Annotated in this window: 29 protein-coding genes; 16 read left to right on the forward strand and 13 right to left on the reverse strand. The window is 62.7% G+C overall.

The window, feature by feature from the left end; all coding sequences use genetic code 11:
* Position 1: 1 nt before the first annotated feature.
* From glnP to C1H69_RS10885, 5 genes are all read left to right on the forward strand, one after another.
* Positions 2–658, forward strand: a complete 657-nt coding sequence (gene glnP / locus C1H69_RS10865) for a glutamine ABC transporter permease GlnP (RefSeq protein ID WP_102653430.1) — start codon at positions 2–4, stop codon at positions 656–658.
* Entirely contained in the window at positions 655–1,386 is a 732-nt protein-coding gene (gene glnQ, locus C1H69_RS10870) for a glutamine ABC transporter ATP-binding protein GlnQ (RefSeq protein ID WP_102653431.1), read from the forward strand. Before glnP ends, glnQ begins: the two co-directional genes overlap by 4 nt.
* Entirely contained in the window at positions 1,376–2,428 is a 1,053-nt protein-coding gene (locus C1H69_RS10875; protein ID WP_102653432.1) for a C45 family autoproteolytic acyltransferase/hydrolase, read from the forward strand. The genes glnQ and C1H69_RS10875 overlap by 11 nt, the downstream gene beginning before the upstream one ends.
* Complete coding sequence (locus C1H69_RS10880; protein ID WP_240609909.1) at positions 2,400–3,326, forward strand: MurR/RpiR family transcriptional regulator; 927 nt, start codon at positions 2,400–2,402, stop codon at positions 3,324–3,326. Before C1H69_RS10875 ends, C1H69_RS10880 begins: the two co-directional genes overlap by 29 nt.
* An 84-nt stretch (positions 3,327–3,410) precedes the next feature.
* A complete protein-coding gene (locus C1H69_RS10885) occupies positions 3,411–3,818 on the forward strand; it encodes a glutaredoxin family protein (RefSeq protein ID WP_102653465.1) in 408 nt (135 codons plus the stop codon).
* On the opposite strand, the gene C1H69_RS10890 is transcribed toward C1H69_RS10885, so the two are convergent.
* Positions 3,806–5,338, reverse strand: coding sequence for a PH domain-containing protein (locus tag C1H69_RS10890; protein WP_102653433.1), 1,533 nt, complete (start codon positions 5,336–5,338; stop codon positions 3,806–3,808). The two genes, C1H69_RS10885 and C1H69_RS10890, sit on opposite strands and share 13 nt — an antisense overlap.
* The gene (locus tag C1H69_RS10895) at positions 5,335–5,871 is read right to left on the reverse strand and encodes a PH domain-containing protein (RefSeq protein ID WP_102653434.1); all 537 of its coding nucleotides are present in this window, start codon (positions 5,869–5,871) and stop codon (positions 5,335–5,337) included. The genes C1H69_RS10890 and C1H69_RS10895 overlap by 4 nt, the downstream gene beginning before the upstream one ends.
* Before the next feature lie 155 nt (positions 5,872–6,026).
* Between C1H69_RS10895 and C1H69_RS10900 the strand changes: the two genes are divergently transcribed.
* The gene (locus C1H69_RS10900) at positions 6,027–6,497 is read left to right on the forward strand and encodes an aminoacyl-tRNA deacylase (RefSeq protein ID WP_102653435.1); all 471 of its coding nucleotides are present in this window, start codon (positions 6,027–6,029) and stop codon (positions 6,495–6,497) included.
* Between the two features lie 82 nt (positions 6,498–6,579).
* Here C1H69_RS10900 and C1H69_RS10905 read toward each other — a convergent pair whose 3' ends face one another.
* The 5 genes from C1H69_RS10905 to C1H69_RS10925 all read right to left on the reverse strand — a co-directional run bounded on the left by C1H69_RS10905 (position 6,580) and on the right by C1H69_RS10925 (position 10,493).
* Entirely contained in the window at positions 6,580–7,593 is a 1,014-nt protein-coding gene (locus C1H69_RS10905) for a M28 family peptidase (protein ID WP_102653436.1), read from the reverse strand.
* Positions 7,594–7,724: 131 nt separating this feature from the next.
* Entirely contained in the window at positions 7,725–8,753 is a 1,029-nt protein-coding gene (locus C1H69_RS10910) for a sensor domain-containing diguanylate cyclase (RefSeq protein ID WP_102653437.1), read from the reverse strand.
* A gap of 130 nt (positions 8,754–8,883) precedes the next feature.
* Positions 8,884–9,390 (reverse strand): hypothetical protein, encoded by a 507-nt coding sequence (locus C1H69_RS10915; RefSeq protein WP_133154968.1) that lies wholly within the window; start codon positions 9,388–9,390, stop codon positions 8,884–8,886.
* 61 nt (positions 9,391–9,451) lie between these two features.
* Positions 9,452–9,691, reverse strand: a complete 240-nt coding sequence (locus C1H69_RS10920; RefSeq protein WP_205738466.1) for a DUF3185 family protein — start codon at positions 9,689–9,691, stop codon at positions 9,452–9,454.
* A 16-nt stretch (positions 9,692–9,707) separates the two neighbouring features.
* Positions 9,708–10,493, reverse strand: coding sequence for an aspartate racemase/maleate isomerase family protein (locus tag C1H69_RS10925; protein WP_102653439.1), 786 nt, complete (start codon positions 10,491–10,493; stop codon positions 9,708–9,710).
* An 80-nt stretch (positions 10,494–10,573) separates the two neighbouring features.
* Between C1H69_RS10925 and C1H69_RS10930 the strand changes: the two genes are divergently transcribed.
* The 5 genes from C1H69_RS10930 to yejK all read left to right on the forward strand — a co-directional run bounded on the left by C1H69_RS10930 (position 10,574) and on the right by yejK (position 14,899).
* On the forward strand, positions 10,574–11,452 hold the full coding sequence (locus C1H69_RS10930) for an SDR family NAD(P)-dependent oxidoreductase (protein WP_102653440.1): 879 nt from the start codon (positions 10,574–10,576) through the stop codon (positions 11,450–11,452).
* A 91-nt stretch (positions 11,453–11,543) separates the two neighbouring features.
* Positions 11,544–11,822: a peptidylprolyl isomerase gene (locus C1H69_RS10935; protein WP_102653441.1), complete on the forward strand. Its 279-nt coding sequence runs from the start codon at positions 11,544–11,546 to the stop codon at positions 11,820–11,822.
* A gap of 217 nt (positions 11,823–12,039) precedes the next feature.
* Positions 12,040–12,963, forward strand: a complete 924-nt coding sequence (locus tag C1H69_RS10940) for an ABC transporter ATP-binding protein (RefSeq protein WP_422666895.1) — start codon at positions 12,040–12,042, stop codon at positions 12,961–12,963.
* On the forward strand, positions 12,960–13,721 hold the full coding sequence (locus tag C1H69_RS10945; protein ID WP_102653442.1) for an ABC transporter permease: 762 nt from the start codon (positions 12,960–12,962) through the stop codon (positions 13,719–13,721). Before C1H69_RS10940 ends, C1H69_RS10945 begins: the two co-directional genes overlap by 4 nt.
* 140 nt (positions 13,722–13,861) lie before the next feature.
* Positions 13,862–14,899, forward strand: a complete 1,038-nt coding sequence (gene yejK, locus C1H69_RS10950) for a nucleoid-associated protein YejK (protein ID WP_102653443.1) — start codon at positions 13,862–13,864, stop codon at positions 14,897–14,899.
* A gap of 3 nt (positions 14,900–14,902) precedes the next feature.
* Here the strand turns inward: yejK and C1H69_RS10955 are convergent, their stop codons facing one another.
* Together C1H69_RS10955 and C1H69_RS10960 are read right to left on the reverse strand one after the other, a co-directional pair.
* Entirely contained in the window at positions 14,903–15,628 is a 726-nt protein-coding gene (locus tag C1H69_RS10955) for a glutamine amidotransferase (protein WP_102653444.1), read from the reverse strand.
* A 17-nt stretch (positions 15,629–15,645) separates the two neighbouring features.
* The gene (locus tag C1H69_RS10960; RefSeq protein WP_102653445.1) at positions 15,646–16,440 is read right to left on the reverse strand and encodes a metallophosphoesterase family protein; all 795 of its coding nucleotides are present in this window, start codon (positions 16,438–16,440) and stop codon (positions 15,646–15,648) included.
* A 262-nt stretch (positions 16,441–16,702) separates the two neighbouring features.
* Here C1H69_RS10960 and C1H69_RS10965 point away from each other — a divergent pair, with 262 nt between their 5' ends.
* The 4 genes from C1H69_RS10965 (at position 16,703) to C1H69_RS10980 (ending at position 21,863) form a co-directional block, all read left to right on the forward strand.
* Positions 16,703–19,201: a vitamin K epoxide reductase family protein gene (locus C1H69_RS10965; protein WP_102653446.1), complete on the forward strand. Its 2,499-nt coding sequence runs from the start codon at positions 16,703–16,705 to the stop codon at positions 19,199–19,201.
* Between the two features lie 112 nt (positions 19,202–19,313).
* Positions 19,314–21,077 (forward strand): ABC transporter transmembrane domain-containing protein, encoded by a 1,764-nt coding sequence (locus C1H69_RS10970; protein WP_102653447.1) that lies wholly within the window; start codon positions 19,314–19,316, stop codon positions 21,075–21,077.
* A 205-nt stretch (positions 21,078–21,282) separates the two neighbouring features.
* Positions 21,283–21,642, forward strand: coding sequence for a con-10 family general stress protein (locus tag C1H69_RS24595; protein ID WP_102653448.1), 360 nt, complete (start codon positions 21,283–21,285; stop codon positions 21,640–21,642).
* Between the two features lie 17 nt (positions 21,643–21,659).
* On the forward strand, positions 21,660–21,863 hold the full coding sequence (locus C1H69_RS10980; protein ID WP_102653449.1) for a hypothetical protein: 204 nt from the start codon (positions 21,660–21,662) through the stop codon (positions 21,861–21,863).
* Between the two features lie 145 nt (positions 21,864–22,008).
* On the opposite strand, the gene C1H69_RS10985 is transcribed toward C1H69_RS10980, so the two are convergent.
* The 4 genes from C1H69_RS10985 to C1H69_RS23815 all read right to left on the reverse strand — a co-directional run bounded on the left by C1H69_RS10985 (position 22,009) and on the right by C1H69_RS23815 (position 25,366).
* Positions 22,009–22,953: an aldo/keto reductase gene (locus C1H69_RS10985; protein WP_102653450.1), complete on the reverse strand. Its 945-nt coding sequence runs from the start codon at positions 22,951–22,953 to the stop codon at positions 22,009–22,011.
* A gap of 11 nt (positions 22,954–22,964) precedes the next feature.
* Positions 22,965–24,290, reverse strand: coding sequence for an NTP/NDP exchange transporter (locus C1H69_RS10990; protein ID WP_102653451.1), 1,326 nt, complete (start codon positions 24,288–24,290; stop codon positions 22,965–22,967).
* Between the two features lie 486 nt (positions 24,291–24,776).
* Positions 24,777–25,058 (reverse strand): DUF503 domain-containing protein, encoded by a 282-nt coding sequence (locus C1H69_RS10995; protein ID WP_102653452.1) that lies wholly within the window; start codon positions 25,056–25,058, stop codon positions 24,777–24,779.
* On the reverse strand, positions 25,040–25,366 hold the full coding sequence (locus tag C1H69_RS23815; protein ID WP_205738467.1) for a VOC family protein: 327 nt from the start codon (positions 25,364–25,366) through the stop codon (positions 25,040–25,042). The genes C1H69_RS10995 and C1H69_RS23815 overlap by 19 nt, the downstream gene beginning before the upstream one ends.
* Before the next feature lie 59 nt (positions 25,367–25,425).
* On the opposite strand from C1H69_RS23815, the gene C1H69_RS11005 reads away from it, so the two are divergent.
* Positions 25,426–26,307: an NAD(P)-dependent oxidoreductase gene (locus tag C1H69_RS11005; RefSeq protein WP_102653453.1), complete on the forward strand. Its 882-nt coding sequence runs from the start codon at positions 25,426–25,428 to the stop codon at positions 26,305–26,307.
* Positions 26,308–26,406: the final 99 nt, after the last annotated feature.

The raw sequence follows: 26,406 nt of genomic DNA on the forward strand, positions 1-26,406 counted from the left end.
GATGAATACTGATTGGTCCGTCATCGCCAACTTCATGCCGCAGTTGCTGAGCGGCGCCAGGATGACGATCTACATCACCCTCGTGGGGCTCTGCGGCGGCATGGTGGTTGGCACCATTGCCGGCCTCATGCGGACCTATGGCAACTGGCTGCTCAATTGCACCGCCATGATCTATATCGAGGTGATTCGTGGCACGCCTATCGTGGTGCAGGTCATGTTCCTGTACTTCGCGCTGCCCGTTCTCGCCAGCATCCGCATCGACCCGCTGACGGCCGCCATGATCGCCATCGTGGTCAATGCGGGAGCCTATATCGCCGAGATCGTCAGAGGGTCGCTGCAGTCGATCAGCCGAGGGCTGGCGGAAGCCGGGCTGGCGCTGGGGCTGCCGCGTTGGAAAGTCCTGGTGTATATCGTGGGGCCACTGGCCTTCCGCCGCCTCATCCCTCCATTGGGCAACCAGTTCATCATCAGCCTCAAGGATACCTCGCTGTTCATCGTGATCGGTGTCAGCGAGCTGACCCGAACCGGCCAGGAGATCATGGCGGCCAACTTCCGCGCCGTTGAAATCTGGTCTGCGATTGCGGTCATGTACCTGATCATGACGGGTACGCTCACGCTGTTGCTGCGGCTCATCGAGAGAAGGATGAAGATTCTATGAGCATCATCGAGTTCAAGTGCGTCTCGAAGCACTTCGGTGCGCTCAAGGTACTTGATGAGGTCGATCTCGACATCGACCAGGGTGAAGTGGTGGTACTGATCGGCCCTTCGGGGTCGGGAAAGTCCACCCTGCTTCGCTGCATCAACGGGCTCGAGACGATCACCGGCGGCGACCTTCGGGTTGACAGGATAAGCGTCCTGGCCGGCAACGCCATGCTGCGCGAGATTCGCCAGGAGGCCGGCATGGTATTCCAGCAGTTCAATCTCTTTCCGCAATTGACCGCGCTGGACAACGTTGCCTTCGGCCCCAGACATGTGCGCGGCCAGTCGACCCGCGAGGCCAGGGCGCAGGCCTTGGCACTGCTCAAGAAGGTCGGCCTCGAGGAACGGGCCCATCACTACCCCAATGAGCTATCCGGCGGTCAGCAACAGCGTGTCGCCATTGCCCGGGCACTGGCCGTCAAGCCCAAGGTGATGCTGTTCGATGAGCCGACGTCAGCGCTCGACCCCGAACTCAAGCAGGAAGTTCTCAATGTGATGCGCGATCTGGCCGAAGAGGGAATGACCATGGTGGTCGTCACCCATGAGATGTCGTTCGCCAAACAGGTCGGGTCACGACTGATCTTCATGGAGAACGGCAAGATTTCGGTAGATGGCAACCCACGCGAAATACTCGCCAACTCCGCCAACAACCCACGGCTTCAGGATTTTCTCCGCCATGTCCACTGAATACTCGACGGCGTCCCAGGGTGCCACTGGGCTAGCCTGGTTGACCGCGCGGGGCAACCCTTTCGAGATTGGGTTCACCCTGGGTCGCCACGGCCGTCGGGCGGTGCACGGCAAGCTGATGGACAGCCAGCTGTGGGAGACCATCACCGGACCTGGCTACGCCATGCAGGTGGAACGGATGCTCGACACCACCCGCCGGCAGCTGCCCTGGGTACTCGAAGAGATTCGGGGGCTGGCCCAAGGTCTGGCGCTGCCGCTGCGTGACGTATTCGCCTGGAACTGTCGGGGCGACCTGCTGGCCTCTTGTCCGGATGGCTGTACCACGGTCATTCTCCCCGGCGATGAGCCCTGCATCGCACACAACGAAGACGGCCTCCCCCTCTTCGACGGTGATGCCTTCCTCGCCAACGTCAGACCGGATGATCAGCCAGCTTTCCTGGCACTCTGCTACCCCGGCTCCATTCCGGGGCATACCTTCGCCCTGACCCAGAACGGCATCGTCCAGACGGTGAACAACCTGCGCCTGGACAATGTCATTCCCGAGATACCGCGCATGGTGCTGGGCCGTGACATGCTGTCCCGAACGTCTCTCGACAACATCGTCGACTTCCTGAGCCAGGCGCCCGCCAGCGGCGGGTTTCACTTCACCCTGGCCCAACACGGCATCCCATCGCTGTACTCGGTCGAGATCGGTGGCCGACGAACCTCCTCCATCCACATCGAAACCCCATCGGTGCATGCCAACCATGCGCTACACCATGACTGTCGAAACGGAAACCAGATCGTGACCCGCTCGTCACGCGATCGCCAGCGGCGCGGTAGCGAGCTGATCGCCGCTGGGGTGAGGGATCCCCTTGCCATTCTGAAGGATACCGGGGGAGACGGCCTGCCCATCTATCGGCGTGAAGCGGACGATCCCGATCACGAGAATACACTTGCGACCGGGATTTTCCGCCTGCTTAATGACCGCATTGAATGGGAAGTTCACACCCCCCGGGACCGCGGACCGATACATGGCACCGACCAATCACTCTTCGCCTGAACACCACGAAGCGCCTCGCACTCTCGAGGAGCTTCGCACCCTTTCCATCGCAATTTCCCGCGGCGAGACCTCGCTGCACCTCGGCCCCAAGGCTCAGGGAGTGCTGTCGCAGCTGATCGAGCTCAGCGGCGATCAATCGTTGCTCTCGATTTCCTCACTGGCCAGGCGCCTGGAGGTGAATCCCTCCACCATATCCCGCCTGGCACGGGCACTGGGCTATGAACGCTTCGGCGAGTTGCAGAGCCTGCTGCTGAGTTCGCGACTCACCCCGACCCGTTCTTTCTACCGCCAGCACGCCACGGCGGCCCTGGCCGCCGACAAGCAGGATCTCCATTCCCAGGCGCGCCAGCTATGCGGGGAGCACCAGCACAACATCGAACGCTTCCTCCAGGGCCTCAGCAACGACGACCTGGAGACCTTCGCCGACACCGTCATGGGCGCAAGACGTGTGCGCCTGCATGGCGTACGCCAGTTCCATGCCTTCTCGAGCTTCCTGGCCTATGGCCTGGGCATGATACGGTCTGACGTCGGCATGCTCAGCGATGACAGCCCGGGGGTGGCCGAAGGACTCGCCGCCATGTCGGCAGGCGATGTCCTGATCGCCGCCAGTTGCAAGCCCTACACGCGGCACGTGATCGAAGTCTGCAAGGCAGCACACGGCAACGGCATTCGCACCATCGTGATCACCGACTTCTCGAGCTCACCCCTGGTACGCCATTCCGACATCGTCATTCTTGCCCCCCATGAGTCGAGCTTCATCTCCAACAGCATGGTGGCATTTCTCGCGGCGGTGGAGTGTCTGGTCAACGCCTGCGCCACGGTAGCCGGCGATGCCGCGGCACAGGCACTGTCGAGACGTGACCAGCTCATCGACGAGTTGGGCATCGAGATGAGCTGAGGTTGGCATCCCGGCGCGTTGAGCGGCATCATGGGCACCCCGAACCGGCTTCATCCATTCACGACCGAGAACGTCCAACAGTCCATGAGAATCCTGATTCGCTATTTCTTTCGCGGCGTGCGCCTGGTGCTGTCGCCGATCCTGCTGCTCTCCGAGAAACTGAGCACGCCGCAGTCGATGTCCCGTTCGGCCGAGGACCAGGCCGGCGTCGACAAGGCCTGCACCCGGTTGGCGCTCTATCAGTTCCAGAGCTGTCCTTTCTGCATCAAGGTGCGCAAGGAGATCGCTCGGCTGGGCCTGAGTATCGAACTGCGCGACGCCCGCAATGACCCGGAACATCGCCAGGCACTCGAAGCTGGCGGCGGCCGTATCAAGGTGCCTTGCCTGAGGATCACGGCGGATGACGGCAGCCATGAATGGCTCTACGAATCCGACGCCATCAATGCCTGGCTACATCGTCGCTTCGGCGAGGTGGAGCGTCAGGCGGCCTGAGCGGCCTCTACGCTGGCCAACAGCTGGTTGGCCAGCAGCAGCGCTTCCCGCTCCTCGAGATAGGGCAACGTCAACCCGCCATTGGCCAGGGCGAGATGGAGGGTGACGACACCTCGCCGACGCTGTAGCCAGCTCCACTGTACGCTGATTGCGATCAGGTGGGTCAACGGGAAGATACTGGTGCGCTGCCCCCAAAGCCCTTGTCGAATTCGCAAATACGCCCCTTCTCTTGCCCAGCCCGTAGCCATCCAGCGCAGCTGCGCCACCCCGGCCGCAACCAGCGGCAGGCTTGCGACCATGCCGCCCCAGAGCATCGGCGACAGGCCGGCCGGGCCCAACAGACCGACGAGCAGCAACAGTGCTGCCGTCAGCCCCACGCCTAGCCGCAGAAACACCACTCGCCAATAGAGCCTGGAAACCCTGGCCAGGGGAGCTTCCATGCGACACCCGGGCCATAGCGTGGCAGTCAGCTCCTTGCCCTGGTTCGCCGCCAGGCCTGGCACCAGGAAGCGGCGCGACTCGGCCGCCCCACCGCCGCCCATGGCGCCAAACTGATGACATATCAGATAACCACGGCCGAGCAGGCGACCGAGCCCGGTCTGCACCCACTCCACCACCTGCAGCCGGGATAACGTGAGTGCCTGCTCCTGCCGGGTGAAGAGTCCGCTGGCCTGCACCTGGCGCCCATCCCCTTCGCGCAGCACGTAGCCATGAAAGCGCCACCAGGCCGCCAACACGGCCAGGAGAGCCAGTAGTATCACCAGGGCCAGGACACCGGCCCCAATGGCCAGGGCCGGTGAGGGAGGCAGCCATCCCCTCAGGTCGAGATGCGGCAAGTGGTCGTGAACCCAGCGTTCCAGCGGGCGGGCCAGGGGCGACAGCATCGCGGCAATGACATAGATCGAGCGACTGGTCAGTCCGTGCAGGATCAAGGCGCCGGGGGTAATGGCGAAGCGTATGACGGGCGCCCGCACGTTCGCGGCGTCGACGCTTTCGTCGGATGACTCCGCATCGGGCGGCGCTTCCTGTCTTCCCTTGAGCCCTTGTCCAAGTGCCTCGGCCAGTTCCCGGTGAATGCCCGGCAGCGAAATGCTCGACGACTCCCCCGCCAGCGTCTCCACTTCCCACTGAACCACGCCGAAAGGCCGCATGTAGGCCGGTTGATGCACGGCGATGTGCTGGACATGACGAGCCGCCACCTTGAATTCCCGGTGCTCGAACAAGCCCTTCTGGATGATCAGCACATCACCGTCCAGCCGAAAGCGGAAGCGACGGTAATAAAGCAGGCTCGCCAGGGCCGCGACCAGCAGTAGTGTCAGACCACCCAATGCGGTCTCACGCAGCCCGACCCGCTCGATCATCGCGAGACCCGCGCCAGCGCCAGCCAGCAAGGGCATATGTTGTCGTACCAGGGAGACGCTGGTCGTCACCAGCAGCAATCCGATGGCCCAGGGCGAGAGTCGTTGCCAACCCTGCAGAGAGAGGGCTTCCGGTACCGATCGGTCGTGCTGGCGGCTCATGGCGTCAGGGACTCCGGCTGCCGCGTCGTTCCCTCCAGGCGCGCCAGCAGATGCTGCTTGACCGCTTCGGCACGCGCCGCCGACAGCCCTTCGAGCATCAGGTCGGCGCCCCGTCCACCGGCGGTGAAACAGGCCAGACGTACCAGCCCGAACGCCCGCTCGACGGGATTGCTCAGTGTCTCGACATGCTGGAGGCGAGCCAAGGGCAACACCTGGGTCCGCTGCACCAGCCAACCCCGCCGATAGAGTACATCGTGCTCACGCAGGCCATAGGCGCGGCGGCGCGCCTCGACCCAGCCCAGGGCGATGGCAACGACCCCCAGCCCCGCCACCCCGGCGGCCGCCCAGGACTGCCACTGGGCCAGTTCCTCGTGCTGTACCGGAAAGAGTCCTGTCAACATGACGAGGAACACCCAGCGCCCCGCTCGCTGAAGCGCCTGGCAAGGAGCCAGGCGACGGGACACCGGTGTGAGAGGAGCGTGCTCCAAGGCCGGCAGGTCATCGGGATCGAGGGAGAGATTGGTGAACGACACGGCAACTCCAGATGAAAAAAACACATGGCATGTGATCCAGCACTGCCCGCCTTGGGTGTAGACGCTATGCTGATGGCAGGAAGGATAGCAATAGCAGCGAAGGGAGACGTGGTAACCGTCAATTGTCGGCCCATGTGGCCGAGGGAGAACGTGTCATGGCCATCCCGATGACGATCCGGGAATACCTGAGAGCCTGCGATATCGACTACGAGGAGGTCAAGCATCCACATGAAGTGAGCACCAGCCGTATCGCCGAGAAGGCCCATGTCACCGGCGAACAGCTCGCCAAGGCGATCATGCTCCACGGGGATTCCGGCTACCGTGTCGCCGTTCTGCCGAGCACCTGCGATGCCGACCTGGAAAGCCTCTCGCAGCTCTTCAACGAGAAGGTCGAGCTAGCCTCGGAAGACGAGATCACCAGCCGCTTCAACGATTGCGACCCAGGAGCCATAACGCCGGTCGGCCAGGCCTACGGCCTGCAGGTCTATGTCGACGACATGCTGCGCCATCAGCCGGACATCTATTTCGATGCCGGCGACCACGAAACGCTGCTGCATATGAGCGGCAGCGAATTCGCCCGTCTGATGGCCGACAGTCCGCACGGCCAGTTCAGCCGCCACCATTGAACCCAACACAGGCCGCGGTCTTCGGATCGCGGCCTGGGTGGGCCCGCACCGCCGGTGCCACACGCGGCGCAAGGGAACCGCCTCATCGACGCGCCATCGTCTCGAGCGCCTTGGCCAGTGCCTCCGTCAGCCTCGCCATGGTCTCGTAATCCAGCCGCTCTGGTGTGTCATTGGGGCCGTGATAGTAGGGATTACGGAAATTGGCGGTGTCGGTGAGCATGACGGCCGGATAGCCCATCTCCCAGAAGGCCCAGTGATCCGAGCGCCGGATGTCTCTTATCAGTTCCGGCGCCGCCAGCCCTTCCGACGGCACATGAGCATGCTCACGAAATGCCCCGATGGCCTGTCGTACCAGTTGCCGGGAACGCATGTTACCGATGAAGGCCACGAAATCGCCCCGGTCCGGATAGAAATGGCCAAGCAAGGGTGGATGGTACTGGCTGCCGGGCGCATCGGAGTAATAGCCCAGCATCTCAAGCGACATCATGCCGACGATGTTCGCGTCCTCCGCCCGAGCCTGGCGGGCATAGCGCAGGCTGCCCATGGCGTCGCTGCCGAAGAAAGGTATCTCCTCATTGGCAAAGGCAACCAGTCGCAGCGAACGGTCGAGTTCGGCATCACGGAGCAGTCTGGCCAGCTCGATCAGTACGGCCACGCCGGACGCATTGTCATCGGCGCCGGGACTGCCACGCACCGTATCATAGTGCGCACCGACGACCAGTATCTCCTCCTCCAGGCCATTGCCGGGCAGCCGGACTTCGATATTGTCGAACACCTGGCTCCCGGTGGGCACGGGATGTCGCAATGGCTCGTGGCCGGCCTCCCGGAAGGCCGCTTCGATGGCATCGGCTGCGGCATGCATCCGATCGGCCATCCAGTAGTGGCGCTCGCCGATTTCCTCGGCCAGCACCCGTACATGACCGTGCAGTCGGTCACGCAACACCTGCCCCTCTTCATCCAGGGGCGGCGGCGTGCCCTCATGACTGCTTCCCGGCATATGCAGCACTAACCAGTAGCCGGCTCCTCCCGCCATCGATGCCAGAAACAGCAATCCCGCCAGTATCCCGCTGCCCCGGGGGCCTGCACGCCGTTTCATGGCCACTTCCCGGCACAGGGCGCTTCAAGCCCATGCCTGGAAACACTCAACGAATGCAGCGTCAAGTCCTTCATTCCACTCTCCCTGTTGTATGAATCGCCTTTCCTGGCTCCTGCGCATCGGAACGGCCGCTACATCGATTCGATCCCGATACGATTACGGCCATCACGCTTGGCATCGAGTAGTTGGTGGTCGGCCCGCTGGGTCAATTCGCCGAGGTGTATATCGCCCGGTTGATATTGGGCCACCCCCAGGCTGATCGTGGTCTGGGTCGAGGCTTGCACCGCATGGCGAAGTCGCTCTGCCGTCGCCAACGCCTCCTCCAGTCGGGTATCGGGAAGCACGATCACGAACTCGTCGCCACCATAGCGACCCAGCAAGTCACTGTCGCGCAATTCGGCACGCAACGTATCGGCCACACGCCTGAGCACGGCGTCACCAGCGGCATGGCCCAGCGCATCGTTGACCTGCTTGAACTCATCCAGGTCGATCATCAGCATGCACAAGGGTGCCCCACTGCGATCCACGCGCCTGAGCTCACTCTCGGCAAGACTTTCCAGATGACGGCGGTTGTAGGCACTCGTGAGGAAATCGCGGGTGGCGAGTTCCTCGAGCCGGGCGTTGAGCGACTGCAGCTCGTCATTGGCCGCACGCAACTCAGCCGTGCGCTCGGCCACCCGGGCCTCGAGCCGCTGGTTCTGCCGCTCCAGGGCCTCCCGGGCCAGCTGCAGCTCGGTCAGATCCTGCGAGATGCCAAAGAGATGCGTGACGCGATGGCTGTGGTGATGGATCGGAACCAGCAGCGTCAGCCAATGGCCGAAGCACTCGACCCCCTCCGGATCAAAATAGGTGGCGCTTTCCTGATAGCGCATCGGCATGTCGCTGACGACACATTCGTGGTAGCGGGCCCAGATGGCGTCGGCCGTATCCCGGGGCAGGAAGTCGTGCAGGCGCCGGCCCTCGCAGGCCGCACCCAGGGTGGCTTTCTGGGCCGGATTGACAGCCTCCATGATGAAGTCGTCTTCGCTTTCCACACGAACAAGGAACATGTTCTCGGGAAAGTGATTCCATAGCTCACGGATCAGTTCGATATCCGATAGACCGGCGAAGAGAGTCACGCTTAGCGGGGTGTCGGGGGATTGCGGTTGCTCTTGCTCCATGCCCACTCCAGTCGCAGCATCAGCGCCGCCTTTCTTGGAATGATACTACCGCAGCGGCTTCGGGACTCTCATGCTCTATGCCGAGGCGCTTCAACGCGTCTCTTCAACGTTGAACAGAGAAAGCAGGCGCCTAGAATTCGATCCGGGAAGCTTCGATATCAAACGTCACCGCGATATCGACCCCTTCCTCGAGACTGGGCTCCTCCCCCAGGGTAGCCTGCAACGCCAGCGTGCCCTCAACGCGGCCGACCACTCGGGCGGTATTGCCGTCCACATCGAAGGACTCGAGTAACAGCCGGACATCCGCCTCTTCGGAGGTGTAGAGTGGCGGCATTGCCGAGGTACCGATCAAGTACAGGACATCGTAGTCTGTCACTTCCCCATCCATCAGCGTCATGCTGATGGAGAGCGAATCCCGGCTGTTCCAGCTATCCGGATCCACGAATCCCACAACATCGATGGTATGCATGCCACCGAGGTCGGTGAAGGTAGCCGTCGAGTCTCCCTCATGGCGCAGGATGAACCACTCGCGCTCCTTACCATCCAGTACGCCCTCCAACCGTTCCGCCAGTGCCGGGGCACTCCAGAGACAAGCCGCCGCCATACTCAGGGCGGGTAGTTTCCATCCCCTCATCATGTTCACTCCCGCCTCGGTGTAGTCGTACCGGTCAGATCCAGGCTCCCGACCGGGAGCAGGACTACCGCTTGCCACCCAGAAGCATCAGAAACAAGCCTGCTACAGCCGCTGCACCGCCACCAATGAAATACCAGGTCGTTTCTTCGGTGAAGCGCCCGGTAACGGTCTCGTGCGCCTGTTCCAGCAGGGTTTCCGAGGCCTGCCAGCCGAAATACAGGGCAATCAAGCCACCCACCAACAATGCGATACCGAGAATACGAAACGTGCCCATGATGTTGCCCCCTGCTTGTCGGTGCGACATGCGCCGATCATTCCTTTCAACCTAGCAGCCTATCAAAAAGCCGCGCTCGGCGTTGCATCTCTGTTCCGGATGCCAGATCAGCCAGGAGATGTCTTGACAGCTCAGGCCATGCCAGCCGCTTCAGGCCGGCCCATAGGCTCACCTGGTTGGCAGTCAATACGATGCGGCACGCCTCCCTGTTCAGGGCCTCCAGCAGTCGGAGGGTGTTCACCGCGGTGTCGGGCACCAGCAGAGGAACCTTCGAGCCTTGCTGCTCGCGGCAGAATTGACGCACCTCTTCCGCGATATCCGCCTGGTGAGAATCGGCCGCATAGGGACAGTCGAGCACCCTTACGCGCTCGACTGTCACACCGCCATCGTGCAAGAACGCCACCAGTTGCCTTGTCACATCGTCAGGATAGGGGCTGAGCAGATCCACTCGACGCTGACCGAGCGCCGCCAGCGCTTCATGAAAGGCCAGCGCGGTACTGGTGACCGGCACGCCCAGGGTAGCTTCCAGGTCGCGGGACTGCGCTCTGGCCCATTCCAGCCCGCCGATGAAACTCCCACTGGTGCACGCCCATACCACCGCCTGTGCGCCGCCCTCTCGCACCAGCGCTCTTCCCACCGGCGATAGCCGATCGACGGCGCCGAGAGCCGTCAACGCCTCCCGCTCATGATGCCCGTCGCTCGGAATCTTCCCGACCTCGATCCGTGGAAGGTCTTGCTCGCCGGGTACCGTTCCCTGGCCAAGTTCGTACCATTCGTAGTCCGTAGGGCCGTCATCGGGCAAGAGAATGCCCAGACATGCATTGGGTCTCATCGTCGTACTCCCTCCATTCCAGGCCGGATGGTATCGTCATTGCCTGATATGTCGCTCAACCTAGTTCTCCTGGAGCCACTATGTCCACGAAACATTCGACCGCGCGCAGCGTGCTGGTAACCGGCTGTTCCAGCGGGATCGGCCATGCCGCGGCACACGCACTGGTGCAGCGGGGGTGGCGGGTTTTCGCCACCGCCAGGCGACGGGAAGATCTCGATCGGCTGCGTGGCGAGGGGCTGGAGGCATTACCGCTGGAGCTGATGTCCAGCGAGTCGATCGCAGCCTGCGTGGATGAGGTACTGGACCGCACCGGTGGATGCCTCGATGCGCTCTTCAACAATGCCGCCTACGGCCAGCCCGGCGCGGTGGAAGACCTTACCCGCGAGGCGCTGCGTACGCAGTTGGAAACCAACGTGCTCGGCACCCACGAACTCACCGCCCGGGTCATCCCGGCCATGCGCAGGCAGGGCGGCGGGCGCATCGTGCAGAACAGCTCGGTGCTCGGCTTGGCCGCCCTGCCCTATCGCGGCGCCTACGTATGCTCGAAATTCGCCCTGGAAGGGCTCACCGACACCCTGCGCCAGGAACTGCAGGGCACCGGCATTCACGTCAGCTTGATCGAACCCGGCCCCATCAACACCCGTTTCCGCGAGAATGCCTACCGTGCCTTTCTCGCCAATATCGATACCCGCCACAGCTACCACGCCGAGACCTACCGCGCCGTCGAGTCACGGCTGGCCGGCCAGTCCCCTGCCGGCGGTGCCTTCTCGCTGGGCCCGGATGCCGTGGTCGGCAAGCTGGTGCATGCACTGGAAAGTCGGCGCCCCAGGGCACGCTACTACGTGACCGTTCCCACCCACCTCTTCGGCGTGCTCAGGCGATTGCTCTCCACCCGAGCCATGGATCGGGTGCTGCTGCGCTCGACCCGTGACGAGCGGCAGGGACCGGCACGGGGATAGAGGGCACGTCGAGGTGCTGCGGCACTGGCCCAACATGTTATCCTTGCCGCACCTTAAATCGGCATCCATGCCAACCTTTCAGGAGCGCAACATGGCCAAGGCGACCGCACGTCATATTCTGGTGAGCAGCGAAGAGCAGTGTCAGGCCCTCAAGGCCGAGATCGAGGGTGGTCGCGATTTCGCCGAGGTGGCCCGCGAGCACTCGTCCTGCCCTTCCGGCGGCCGCGGCGGCGATCTGGGCAGCTTTGGCCCTGGCCAGATGGTTCGCGAGTTTGACGAAGTGGTATTCTCGGGCGAGCTGAACAAGGTTCATGGCCCGGTGAAGACCCAGTTCGGTTATCATCTGCTGGAAATCACCAGCCGCAGCTGAGCCCCGCGGTGACAAGGAAAAGCCGCACGTGCCCGCCACGGCGGCTTTTCTCGTTCCCGGCCCTGTGCCAGGTGCCATCTCGCGTTAGGATGGAGCCTGATGGCTCGTTCTCTAACGTCAACAGGGACGACGCATGACGATTTCATTCAACCATTCGCCAACAGCCGCGCCGGAAGAGGCTCCCCCTCTCGATAGTGGCAGCGGTATCGGCTCGCCCATGATTCAGGTGGAGTCGCTTTCCAAGGTCTTCCAGGGAGGCTTTCAGGCGCTGAAGGACGTCAGCCTGGAAATCCGGCGTGGCGAGGTCTTCGCCCTTCTTGGCCCCAATGGGGCGGGAAAGACGACCTTGATCAGCGTGATCTGCGGCCTCGTGAACGCCACCACGGGCCGCGTGCTGGTCGATGGCCATGACAATGTGGCGAACTACCGCCAGGCCCGCTCGCTGATCGGCCTGGTACCCCAGGAACTGACCAACGAGGCCTTCACCACGGTGTGGGACACGGTGAGCTTCAGCCGCGGGCTGTTCGGCAAGCCTCGCGATCCCGCGCACATCGAAAAGGTGTTGCGCGCCCTGACGCTGTGGGAGAAACGGGACAATCGCCTGCTCGAACTCTCCGGCGGCATGAAGCGACGGGTGCTGATTGCCAAGGCGCTGGCCCACCAGCCCAAGGTGCTGTTTCTCGATGAACCCACCGCGGGCGTCGACGTGGAACTGCGCCGTGAAATGTGGGACGTGGTGCGCCAGCTGCGCGACCATGGGGTGACGATCATTCTGACCACGCACTATATCGAGGAAGCCGAGGAGATGGCCGACCGCATCGGGGTGATTCGCCGGGGCGAACTGGTCCTGGTGGAGGAAAAAGGTGCCCTGATGCGCCAACTGGGTCGCAAGGAGCTGACCCTGCACCTGGACAATCCGCTGACCGAGGTACCCGCCGCGCTGGCCGGCCACGAGTTGACCCTGGACGATGAGGGACATGCACTGGTCTACACCTATGATGTCACACGGCAGGACGAAGGAACGGGAATCACCGGCCTTCTCGCCGACCTGGAAGCCACCGGCATCAGGGTAAAGGACCTGCATACCCGGCAGAGTTCACTGGAAGAGATCTTTGTCAGCCTCGTCAGGGAGAACGCATGAACCTGCAGTCCGTGAAGACGATCTACCTGGCCGAGATGTCTCGCAGCCTGCGCACCGTGTTGCAGAGCATCGTATCGCCGGTAGTGTCCACGTCGCTCTACTTCGTAGTGTTCGGTGCCGCCATCGGATCGCGTATCAGTGAAGTCGATGGCGTCAGCTACGGCGCTTTCATCGTGCCGGGCTTGATCATGCTGATGCTGCTGACACAGAGCGTCTCCACCGCCTCGTTCGGCATCTTCTTTCCCCGTTTTTCCGGTTCGATCTACGAGATCCTCTCGGCTCCGATCTCCTATTTCGAGATCGTGCTGGGCTACGTGGGAGCGGCGGCCACCAAGTCGCTGATTCTGGGTCTGATCGTCTTGGGTACGGCACGGCTGTTCGTTCCCTTTACCATCCAGCACCCGTTGATCATGCTGTTGTTCCTGACCCTGACGGCCCTGACGTTCAGCCTGCTCGGCTTCATCATCGGTATCTGGGCCGATGGCTTCGAGAAGCTGCAACTGGTGCCCCTGCTGGTCGTGACGCCGTTGACCTTTCTCGGTGGTACCTTCTACTCCATCGACATGCTGCCGCCCGTCTGGCAGGCGGTGACCCTGCTCAACCCGGTGGTCTATCTGGTCAGCGGTTTTCGCTGGAGCTTCTATGGCACCGGTGACGTCAGCATCTGGGCAAGCCTGCTGGTGATCGCCCTTTTTCTGGTCGTCTCGCTGGCAGTGGTCAACTGGATCTTCAAGAGCGGCTATCGGCTAAAACCCTGAGCCGGTGAACAAGCCACCGGAGCAGCGCCGGATCACATGGTGGCGATGTCCTGCGGATAGACGAGCCAATGCCCATTGCCGGCTTGAACTCGGGCCCGTGGCAGGTATCATCGCTTGCCTGTCCTTCTACCGGATTTCCCATGCCGATACTGCATAGCATCATTCACCGCATCGACAAGGCATCCGGCGACCAGCCGGCAGTGCTCAAGCCGGCCTCGGACGAGACGTCACCTTCTGATGCACAGGAAGGCCTGCTGTCCCGCTTCAATGACGCCTACCATGCCAAGCCCAAGGCCTGGGGCCATTTCGGCGATACGACAGACAGTGACGATTCACAAGAGGAAAAGGAAGGCGCCCCGGCTTCCCTCTTCGCTCGTGAGCTGATCGACTATCTCGACGGCCGGCGTGACTTCCCCGACGTCACGCGGGGTGTAGCCGAACGGATCGTCGGGCTGGTCAACGCACACCTGTCGGTGACGGGCCACCTGCTGTTTGTCGACTTCCAGCATGGCGATACCCGCTATCTCAGCCTGGCACTCCTGCACCACAGGGAAGGGTACGGCATCGACGGGAGCCTCGACGTGGTGCCGGCACATCAGCTCAACCTGGCCCAGATGAGCCTGGCGGCACGCATCAACCTGAGCCAGTGGCGCAGCGATACGCCGTCCAGGCAGTATCTCTCATGGACACGTGACCGCGGCGGCAAGAAGCTGGCGGAAGAGTTCGCCACCCTCCTGGGTGCCACCGAGGGGGTGGATGCCACCGGCGAGACCCGAACCCTGCTGAAAGCCTTCAGCGATTACGTGGAGCAAGAGGATTACCCGGAGGAGCAGAGCCGCGAGAAGACCGACACGCTGCTGGACTACGCCAGCGAACAGGCCCGCCGGGGCGAGCCCATGACCCTGGAAGCACTGTCGGAACTGCTCGACGAACAGCAGCCGAAGGCCTTCTACGACCATATCCGCAACGCCGACTACGGTCTTTCCCCAGAGATACCCCCCGACAAGCGCACCCTCAGCCAGTTCCGCCGCTTTACCGGCCGGGCCAGCGGCGTCTCGATCAGCTTCGATTCCCACTTGCTCGGCTCCAGCATCGAGTATGACGAGGACCAGGACCGGCTGATCATCAAGAAGGTGCCCAGCGGCCTACGGGACCAGATCAAGCAGCGCCAGAACTGACATCTACTCGGTGCGGGCGGCTGTCTCCGCCGTCTCAAGCCATTCACGAAACGTCTGCTGGCCGCGATGCATCAGGTCGGCGCCGAAACGTCGGGCCTGTTCGCGGACCTCGACGGGATCGACCCCCGCCAGCGCCAGCTCGGCGGTGTGGCCCACCAGCCACTGCTCGATCCTCAATGGGTCGGCTTCCAGGTGAAACTGTAGCCCCAGAACGGTATCGCCCGCGGCGAAGGCCTGATGCGCGCATGAATGGCTGTAGGCCAGGCGCGTGGCGCCAGGTGGCGTTTCGAACATGTCGCCATGCCAATGCAGTACGGTATCCGGGTTGCCGATATGGCGCAGCGGGCTCTCCTGCCCTTCGCGGGTCAGGCCGACATCCGCATAGCCGATCTCCTTCTCCGCCATGGGAAAGACCCGGCCGCCCAGCGCCCGGGCGATCAGCTGGGCGCCGAGGCAGATGCCGAGCAGCGGCCGGCCGGAATCGAGCCGTCGCCGTATGGCATCCAGCTCGGCACTGAGAAAGGGGTACAGCGCCTCGTCGTTGGCACCGATGGGAGCGCCCAGCACCACCATCAGTTCGGGGGTCTCCACCTCCAGAGCCTCGAGGGCATCGGAACCCAGCACGGAAGGGTCCAGGTAGCGGATTCGATAGCCCAACTCGTCGAGAACCGGCTCGAAGACACCCAGGTCCTCGAAGGCGACATGGCGAATGGCGACAACACTTTTCATCTTGGTGGAGCTCCGTTTCAAGGGCGCGCATCCGGCCAGGTGACACCTGCCTGAATGGCGATCACCTGGTCCGGCACGAACAGGGACGGCTCGAACTCTCCGGGATAGCCACCAGGGTTGGCGATGACCCGCGTGCCCTGGCAGGTCAGATCCACGGGCTCGTGAACATGGCCGTGGATCCAGAGTGTCATGGGTCCCATCAGGGATTCCAGGTGCGACGCAAAGGCGGGTGACAGGGCGTCCCCCTGATAGCAAGGTGGAATGCAGCCGGCAAGCGGCGCATGGTGGCTGACGACGACCGTGGGCCCGGCAAAGGGCGTCTCCAGTTCGGACGTAAGCCAGGCAAGTGCCTGCCGATGCAGCTCCCGGCTGGACTGCGGGGTGAGGACCTCTCCCTCGGGCTGCTCGATGATATGAAAGTCCGGCATCATCATTCGAGCCTTGAGCTCCGTCTGCTCGGCGCTGTGCTCAGGCTCGCCGTCATACAGCGCAAAGTCGGTCCACAGCGTCGTACCCAGAAACCTCACGCCGCCATGCACCAGTACATCGTTGTCGAGCAGGTGAATTCCCAGCCTCTGTGCCTCGTCACGCATTTCGCGGCGCAGCGTGGGCATGCTCGCCCCGTAGAACTCATGGTTGCCGGGAACGTAGAGAACCGGCAGGCCCTTGAAACGTTCGGCGGCCCAGGCGAGCCCCTGCAGATGCTGGTGGATGTCGCCGGCCAGGATCACCAGATCCGCCTCGACATCGGGGATGTCACGCCCCTCGTCAAAGTGCTCCAGATGCAGATCCGAAAGAATCCTCACGCGCACGCCGTCTCTCCTTGTTCCGCCCGACCATTCCCACCTGACCTGGGCCCTGTCGGATAGCAAACCACAGGAATGCCATCGATATAAAGTACTACCCTTGCAACCCGATGATACGCAACGAGACCTGAACCCGGGCCCGCGCACGGAGAATGATGCTGGGCGGCAAGTTCCGTTTGCCCCTTTGCCGGTTTCCCGACTAGCTTGAGGTCGAGTTGTCATGCGCAGTGATACCGATCTATCACAATCCGGCAAAGGGACCTTAGCCATGCAGGACAAGGAAGAAACGAATCGGCAGAAACCGGCCAACCAGCAAAAACCGATTGTGGTGATCACGGGTGCCTCCGGGGGCATCGGCACCGCCCTCACGCGCAGCCTCAAACGCGACTATCGCATCATCGGGCTGGACAAGACCAAGGGCGAAGAGGCCGACGACAGCTACGAATTCGATCTTACCTCGGTCGATTCCATCAAGGAGGCCCTGGACACGCTGGCCGACCGATACGGCAGGGATATCGCCGCGGTCGTGCATCTTGCGGCCTACTTCGATTTTACCGGGGAAGCATCCCCCCTCTACGACAAGGTCAACGTCCAGGGCACCCGCAACCTGTTGACGGCGCTGCAGGACATGAACGTGGAGCGGTTCATCTACTCCAGCACCATGCTGGTCCACGAGCCGCAGGTCCCTGGGAAGCGGGTGAACGAGGATACGCCCATCGCCCCGACCTGGGCCTACCCGAAATCGAAGGCCGAAACGGAAGCCGTCATTCGCGAACATGCCGGGGACATGCCCTATACCCTGCTGCGGCTTGCCGGCATGTACGACGAAACCACCTGTGTACCCACCCTGTCCCATCAGATCGCGCGCATCTACGAACACACGCTGAAAAGTCATCTCTACTCCGGCAATACCGGTGCCGGTCAGGCCTGTGTGCACAAGGAAGACATGATCGATGCCTTCCGCCGCACCATCGACAGGCGCCATGACCTGCCCCGGGAGAACGAGATCCTGATCGGCGAGGAGCACTGCGTCAGCTACGAAGCCCTACAGAACCGGCTCGGCGAGCTGATTCACGGCGAGGACCACTGGAAGACGATTTCGGTACCCAAACCGATCGCCAAGACCGGTGCGCTTGTCGAGGAGAAGAGCGAGCCGCTGATACCGGACGATTTCGACAAGGGCGAAAAGCCCTTCATCCGGCCGTTCATGATCGACATGGCCGACGATCACTACGAACTGGATATCCGGCGCGCTCGCCAGCAGTTGGGGTGGGCGCCACGTTTCGAAGTGTTCGAGACGCTCGAGGACATCGTGGGCCACCTGCTCGAGGACCCCCACGCCTGGTACGAAGCCAACGGCATCACCCCCCCGGACTGGATCGCGGAGGCCGACGAGAAGGGCCGGAACGCCGAACGGGTGCTGGAGCAGTATCAGGAACGGTTCCAGCGTCAGCATTACCAGAACCTGTGGGCCCATTTCGCGAACATGGCACTCGGTGCCTGGCTGGTCACCTCCCCTGCGATCCTCGGATATACCACCAGCGGCATGATCTACAGCGAGATCGTGTCGGGGCTTCTGTTGATGATGTTCGCGGCCATTTCACTTTCCTGGAAGAACAGCTGGGCCCGCTGGGTATGTGCCGTGGTGGGGTTATGGCTTCTGTTCGCGCCGCTGCTGTTCTGGACCGAAAGCGCGGCGGCGTACCTCAACGGCACGATAACGGGGATGCTGGCCATCGGCTTGTCCGCGGTGGTGCGACCGGCGCCCGGGGTGTCCCCGGCAGCGGCGATGATTGGCCCGACGACCCCGCCAGGGTGGAACAACAACCCGTCGAGCTGGTTCCAGCGGATGCCGATCATCATCCTGGCCTTCGTCGGCTTCTTCATATCCCGATATCTCGCCGCCTATCAGCTGGGGCATATCGACACCGTCTGGGACCCCTTCTTCAGCGGTACCCGCGAAGGGCTCAACGGCACCGAAGACATCATCACCTCCGAGGCATCCGAGGCCTGGCCGGTTCCCGATGCCGGCCTGGGCGGCATGGTCTACATGCTGGAAATCCTCATCGGACTGATCGGCACCTCGCAGCGCTGGCGCACCATGCCCTGGGTGGTCGCCTCCTTTGGCGTGCTGATCGTACCGCTGGGCGTGGTGTCGGTTACGTTCATCATCATCCAGCCCATCGTCATCGGCACCTGGTGCACCCTGTGCCTGATCCAGGCCGGCGCCATGCTGCTGCAGATCGCCTATGCCTTCAACGAGTTCGTTGCCACGGGTGAATTCCTCAAGCGCCGTCATCGTGCCGGAGCCCCGGTGCTGAAGATCTTCTTCACCGGTGATACCGACGAGGGCGAGAGCGAACCGGTCGATGAAAACTTCCAGCGCAGCCCCATGGCCATCCTGGGAGATGCGCTGCGTACCGGCGTGAATCTTCCCTGGAACCTGGCACTTTGCCTTCTGATCGGTGCCTGGCTGATGCTCACCCGGGTCACGCTCGGCGCCGAGGGAGCCATGGCCAATTGGGATCATGTGATCGGCGCCTTGATCATTACCGTGGCGGTCATTGCCCTGGCGGAATCGGCCCGGCCGATCCGTTGGCTGCTGATTCCACTGGCCGCGGTCCTGCTTTTCACGCCCTTCCTGCATGGCGTCGGCATCGTGGCAACCATCAGCAGCCTTCTGTGCGGGGCCGCCGTCATGGCGCTGAGCCTGCGCCGGGGACCGATTCAGGGTCGCTACGGCAGCTGGAGCAAGCTGCTGGCATAAGGCCGGCCAGGCAGAACGCTACAGGCGTTCCACCTGTTGGGCTACCATGCAGAATTCCCCTGACGCCGGTGGCGCCGCAGCACCGGCTGTCCTCACCCGCCTGGAATTCGCCATGACGCCACGCCCCGATCCTCGGGTTCTGCTCCGACTACTGAGTCTGCTGCGCCCCCATCAGGCTCGTCTTGTGCTGGCCGCCCTGGCCCTGCTGGTGGCTTCCGGCAGCGTATTGCTACTTGGTCAAGGGCTCCGCCTGGTGATCGATCAGGGGTTTCTGGCCGCCGATCGCGGCCAGCTCAACCAAACGCTGGCCCTCATGTCCGTGGTGGTTGCCGTGCTGGCGGGTGCTTCAGCGCTGCGCTACTACCTGGTCAGCTGGATCGGCGAGCGGCTGGCGGCCGACCTGCGCCAACAGGTATTCGATCATCTGCTCGATCTCGAGCCCGGCTTCTTCGAGAGCGCCACCCATCAGAGCCGGAGCGCCGGCGAGATCACGTCACGGCTGACCGCCGATACCAGCGTCCTGCAGACCCTGTTCGGCTCGTCGATCTCGATGGCGCTGCGCAACGTGGTCATGCTGATCGGTGCGATGGGCCTGATGCTGGTGACCCAGCCATGGCTCTCGGCACTGGTGTTGCTGGGTATCCCCGCCACGGTGCTGCCGGTCCTGTGGTTCGGCCGCCGGGTACGCCGACTGTCGCGCCACAGCCAGGACAGGGTTGCCGAACTCGGCCGCTACGCCGGCGAAGCACTGGCCGGCATTCGCACCGTGCAGGCCTTCACCCACGAGACGATAGATCGCCGGGACTACGGCTCGCGTGTCGAGCAGGCCTTTGTCGCCGCCGTGGACCGTACCCGCCAGCGTGCCTGGCTGACCGGCATCGCCATGCTGGCGATCTTTGTCGCCGTGGGACTCATGCTATGGCAGGGTGGGCAGGCCGTGCTCTCTGGCGCCATGACCGCCGGCGAACTGTCGGCCTTTGTCTTCTATGCCGTACTGGCTGCCGGTGCGGTGGCAACACTCGCCGAGGTGGCCGGCGACGTGCAGCGCGCGGCCGGTGCCGCCGAGCGACTGCTGGAACTGCTCGACGCCCAGCCGACGATACGACCGCCCGCTCGGCCCAGGCCACTGCCCGTTCCGCTCCGGGGCGAAATCCGGCTGGAGGGTGTCGACTTCGCCTATCCGGGGCGCGGCAAAGCGGCGCTGCACGAGCTCGACGTATGGATTCGCCCCGGTGAACGGGTTGCACTGGTCGGGCCTTCCGGCGCCGGCAAGAGCACGCTGCTTTCCCTGCTGCTGCGCTTCCATGATCCCGACGGTGGCAGGCTATGCCTGGATGGCATCGACCTGCGTGAGCTGGATCCACACGAGCTTCGCGCCGCCATGGGGCTGGTGTCACAGGACCCCGTCCTGTTCACCGGCACCGTCGCCGAGAACCTGCGCTATGGCAAGCCGGACGCCACTCCCGCGGAGCTCCATGGCGCTGCCGGGGATGCCAATGCCCTCTCCTTCATCGAGGCCATGCCCCAGGGGTTCGATACGCCCCTGGGACCAGGCGGGGTGCAGCTCTCGGGCGGTCAGCGCCAGCGCCTGGCGATCGCACGGGCACTTTTGAAGAATCCCAGGGTACTGCTGCTCGATGAAGCCACCAGCGCGCTGGATGCCGAGAGTGAACGATTGGTCCAGCAGGCACTGGATCGGCTGATGGCGGACCGGACCAGCCTGGTCATTGCCCACCGCCTGGCCACCGTCAGCGCTGCCGACCGGTTACTGGTACTGGATGAAGGGAGACTGGTGGCGTCCGGCCGCCATGCCGAACTGCTCGACAGCAGCCCGCTCTACCGTCACCTGGCGGAACTGCAATTCGTGCAGCATTGAGTCGTTGAAGAACACTTTTCGCCCTGACGCAATGAAAAATCTCATTGGATACAAAAACATTTCTTTGCATCGGGAAACCATTGCCCGCTTGATGGTTCCCGCTTGATGATCCTACGTTTATACACGATGGCACACGCCAGCAGTGCCGGAAAGCCGGTAAATGGACGTACGACATGCAGTAGGCAAGCAGAAAGGAGATGTGACGATGGCACAGCAAAATCAGAACCCAGGCAACTTCGCCAACGACCCGAAGAAGGCCTCCGAAGCCGGCCAGAAAGGTGGCCAGCACAGCGGCGGCAACTTCGCCAATGACCCGCAGAAGGCTTCCGAAGCCGGCCAGAAAGGTGGCCAGCACAGCGGCGGCAACTTCGCCAATGACCCGCAGAAGGCTTCCGAAGCCGGCCAGAAAGGTGGACAGCACAGCGGCGGCAACTTCGCCAATGATCCGCAGAAGGCTTCCGAGGCTGGCCAGAAAGGTGGACAGCACAGCGGCGGCAATTTCGCCAATGACCCGCAGAAGGCTTCCGAAGCCGGTCAGAAAGGCGGCAGGAGTCAGGGTCGCTGACAAGGCAAGGAGCGTGTATGTCCAGCCCTATCGATGACAAGGATTTTGACCTGATCAGCACGCTGTACCATGCCACACAAGGTGCACACCGCAGCGATGGCTATGCCAGGGATGCAGAGTCAAGATCCGATAGCGAAGTTCAGGAATTCTTCAAGAAAGCATCTCAGCAATATAGCAATCTCGCAGACGAAGCGAGACAGTTGATCAAGCAGCGATTGTAGACGACAAGTGCAAGTCCCGGGGCTGCCAAGGCTTGGCTTGGCAGCCCTTTTTGTTCGTTTTTACCTTAAAGTTATCAACCTTCATTTTCTTGTCATCGATACCCTTGATCGGCGTTACGCCATGGCCGGGTCATTCTCATCAATGCTACAGACTTTCGATATGATCGACCATGCGTTGACGCATGGCTTCATCCGGCAACCTGCCAAGTGCTCCGCCCATGTTGTCGATCATGTGCCGCGCACGACTGGTGGCAGGGGTGGCCACGGTCACGGCGGGATGCGAGATGACGAACTTGAGGAAAAACTGCGCCCATGAGTGGGCGTCGAACTCGTCCGCCCACTCCGGCACGTCATGGCCACTGACACGCTCCCACAACCGGGTACGGCCAAATGGCGCGTAGACCAGCACGCCGATACCGCGATCCTGGGCCATGGGGAGAATGCGCTCCTCCATGAAACGGTTGTCGATGGCATAGTCGATGCCAATGAAGTCCACCGGCTCGTTACCCACGATCTCCTCGAGCTGTTCATACTGCTGCTCGAACGTGGTGGTCACCCCGATATAGCGCACCCGCTCTTCTTCACGCAGTTCGTTCAGAATCCCCAGTTGTGTCGGCACATCGCCCAGGTTATGCACCTGGATCAGGTCCAGCGGCGCCTTGCCGATTCGTTCAAACGAGGTCTTGATCTGGGCCCGGGCCTCGTCCGGGTCCGCACTGCCGCCGCCCCGCCCGGCGACGTTCAACTTGGTCGCCCAGAAGATATCCTCGGTAATGCCAAGCTCACTGGCGATCTGCCCGGCCACCTCTTCCGATGCGCCGTAGCCGGGTGCGGTATCGAAAACGCGGCCTCGCTTCTCGAACATTGCCACGAACACCTCGCGCAGCGCCTCGACATCCTCGCTGCGAGCCACCTCAGCGAAGGTAGCGGAACTTCCCAGCCCCACCGCCGGTAGCCGTTCACCCGACGAGGGGATGGCCCGGGTAATCAGCTCCAACTGGCGATCCTCGGCCCATAGCAGGCCAGGCTTCACCGACAGGGCCGCACCCGCAGCCAGACTCAGCTTCAAGTAGTCTCGACGTGAAATCATGGATCACTCCTCTATCGGCTAATGGCCGGCTTGGATTCGGAAGCCGGTGGAGATGGCGCGGCAATGCGCTGCTGCGTACGGCCCAACCAGAGCGCCAGGGCCGCCCATACCAGCGCCAGGGGCAAGGCCACGCTGGCCACCGCGGCCAGGCCCATGCCAAGCCGGCCCAGCAGGCCCTCCACCTGGGCTCCCACCACGTCGCCACCTCGGTAAACGAAGGTATCGATGAAGGCCTTCGACTTGTACTTGTCCTCACGGCTGGTGACCGTATAGAGCGTTTCCCGCGCCGGCCGCATCAAGGCACGCTGCACCGCGCGGAACGCCGCCTCGAAGGTGATCAATGCCGCCAGCGAACCGACAATGGCCAGGCCGATGAAACCCAGCGCGGCCGTCAACGGCAGCAGTGCCAGGGTGAGGGAGACGCCGACCCGCTTCATCAGGTGTCCGGCGACCAGCGCCTGCATCAACAGCGTTGCCACCTGTGTGATCAGATCGATATGGGCGAACATGGTGGTGCGCAGGTCCAGGTCGTCGCCCAACGCCGCCACCATCTGCAGCCGCGTGAAGTAGAGAAAGGTCGCCATGATGGCCAGGATCACCACGTAAACGGCTATGCCGAGCAGGTATCGTGAACGAAACACCGCCCGCAAGCCCTCCCAGGCACTCCCGCCAATCAACTCCCGTTCGTCCACGGCAGGCGGTTCATCGGGAGAACCCTCGCGCCAGGTCTTGTCCGGCTGCGACCGGGCGATGCCCCAGGCCGCGCACAATGCCAGCATGAGGAACCCGGTAGAGACCAGCAACAGCGCCGGCGTGCCCAGGGGGGCCGCCAGCCGTGACGCCAGCCAGGGGCCGAAAATCGCCCCGCAGGTGCCTCCCACTGCAATCAGGCCGAAAAAGCGCTTGCCCTGGGAGAGCGAGAAGCGGTCGGCCATCAGCGCCCAGAACACCATGGTGATGAACAGATTGAAGACACTGAACCAGACATAGAAGACCTGCCCGGTCGTCACGCCGATGACCTCGGGCGTCAGCGTCATTATCAGGTAAAAGATCAGCAGGCTGCAGCCAAAGAAGGAATACGTGGCGGTAATGAATGTCAGCCGTGGCAAACGGCTGACCAGCAAGCCGAACAAGGGGTTGATCAACAGCGTAACGACCGCAGTGCCCATGAACAGCCAACGCACCGCCTCGATACCGCCGCGCAGGCCCAGCGCCTCGCGGGCGGGACGCAGCAGCATCAGCGAGGTGAGTACACAAAAAAAGAACAGTACCGCCAACGCAACCGGCAGTATTTCGTCTCGACGAACATTGAACAATCGCTGGGAAAGAGCCTTCATGGGAAACCTGAACCTGTCGACGCTCCCTTGACCTTAGCACTCCCGCCGCCACACTTCCCTGTCTCTGCAAAGGCCATGGTTTGCCCAGACTACAACGAAAGTCGCGTTGCCGATATCGCCATTGCGTCCGATGCTGTGCATACCATGAAGGGTCGTTGCCGATTCGTGGCCATAAAAAAGGCCCCCCGAAGGGGACCAGGTTGGAGCACGCCAGCTCACTCGGTATATCGCCAGCTCTGTGGCGACGTTGCTCAGGAAGGCAGGGCCTCCCTGCTGCATTGTTCACTTGACAAATATAATGCGATTACCGCGCCAACTATAACTCTTTTTAAGAAAAAACATAGCCTTACAAGAAAAACAATCTCAAAGGCTTTGTTGGATTCAGCACGCCGGCTCTCTCCCTTGCACCAACCAGGACCCATTTTGGCACTTCACGCGCCATATTGATGCAGTGCAGTATGGCCCCAGGTGAACCGCCACCCGGCCTTACAGCATCTCCCGAACCACATCGAGCACCCTGCCATCCACCGTTCGCTGCAGCTTGTCCTCGATCTCGCTACACAGCGATTCGACCTGCAGGGACGAGGTACCGGTCACCACGAAGGACCACTCGCTGGCTTCCAGCCGGTCATGATCGGCACTTTCACAGACCGCCACGGACGGGTTGCGCCCGAAGCGCTCGTGCAATCCGCCCATACGCTGTCGCTTCTCCTTCAACGAGGCACAGCCAGGCAGGGAAACCTTCATGGTCAATACCGCGATGTGCATCGAATCCTCTCCTGTCGACCGAATGCCTTGCCGCTGCCGGTATCGTGCGCGATGCTTGTCCGCAGCCATACCGCCAGCTTCAAGCCCGTCTGCAGGTCGAGAAACGCCACCGCGCCATGCTCGAACTCCTGTCCGACGATGCCTTCGGTAGCCAGCCCGAGCCCATCGCGGTAGAAGCGCACGGCACGTTCCAGATCGTCGACGCCCAGTGTGATGACGCTGAGGTAGGGTTGTATGGGAACCTCTTGATTCGTTCGGGTCCAGGTGATCGGATCGGGTATCTTGTCGTTGGCAGTATAAGCCTGCATATACTGCCAACGACAACTGGCACTTCCCCTTTCTGCTTGCTGCGCTGGAGGCACTTCTCATGATCCAACCACGACTCGGCTTCATCGGCATCGGCCTGATGGGCGGCCCCATGACCCGCCGCCTGCTGGGAGCCGGCTTCGAGGTCACGGTATGGAACCGTTCCCGGGAAAAGGCCGAGGCGTTGGTCGAGGCCGGTGCCCATGTGGCAAGCTCCATCGCCGAGCTGGTCGAAGGTGTCGATGTGGTGATGCTGTGCCTGGCCAATACCGCCGTGGTGGAAGACGTGGTGTTCGGCGAAAGGGGCGTGGCGGCCAGTGGACGTACCGGGCAGTTGTTGATCGACCTTTCCAGTAGCGATCCGGCCGCAACGCGGGACTTCGCCGAGTGGCTGAAGGGAGAGTGCGGCATGCGCTGGGTCGACTCGCCGGTTTCCGGCGGCGTGGCGGGGGCCGAGGCCGGCAGCCTGGCGATCATGTGTGGCGGCGAGGCAGCGGATATCGAGGCGATACGTCCCCTGCTGGCACCGCTCTCGGCACGGGTAACACACATGGGACCGGTTGGCAGCGGCCAGGTCACCAAGGTGTGCAACCAGATGATCGTCGGCTGCCAGGTGGCGGTGATCGCCGAGATGGTGGCGCTGGCGGAATCGAGCGGCGTGGATGCCTCGCGGCTCGCCGACGCGCTGGCCGGCGGCTTCGCCGACTCCAGACCGTTCCAGATTCTCACCCCGCGCATGGCGACGAGCAACTTCGCCGACCCGCCCTGGCATCTGCGCACCCTGCTCAAGGATCTCGACATGGCAGTGGCCCAGAGCCAGCGCGCCGGCAGTGCCACGCCCATGAGCGGCCTGGCCGCCCAACTGATGCGCACCCATGTCAGCCATGGCCATGCCGAGCACGACCCGGCAACGCTGGTAGAGACCTATCGACGGAAGCAGTGACCGGTCACTACGCGATAGGAATCAGCTAACCGGCAGTCCCGCCGCTTTCCACTTGGGATATCCTTCTTCAAAGCACCGGACCTGATAGCCGAGTTGACG

It is taken from the genome of Billgrantia endophytica (genome assembly GCF_002879615.1).
Taxonomy (GTDB): Bacteria; Pseudomonadota; Gammaproteobacteria; order Pseudomonadales; family Halomonadaceae; genus Halomonas; species Halomonas endophytica.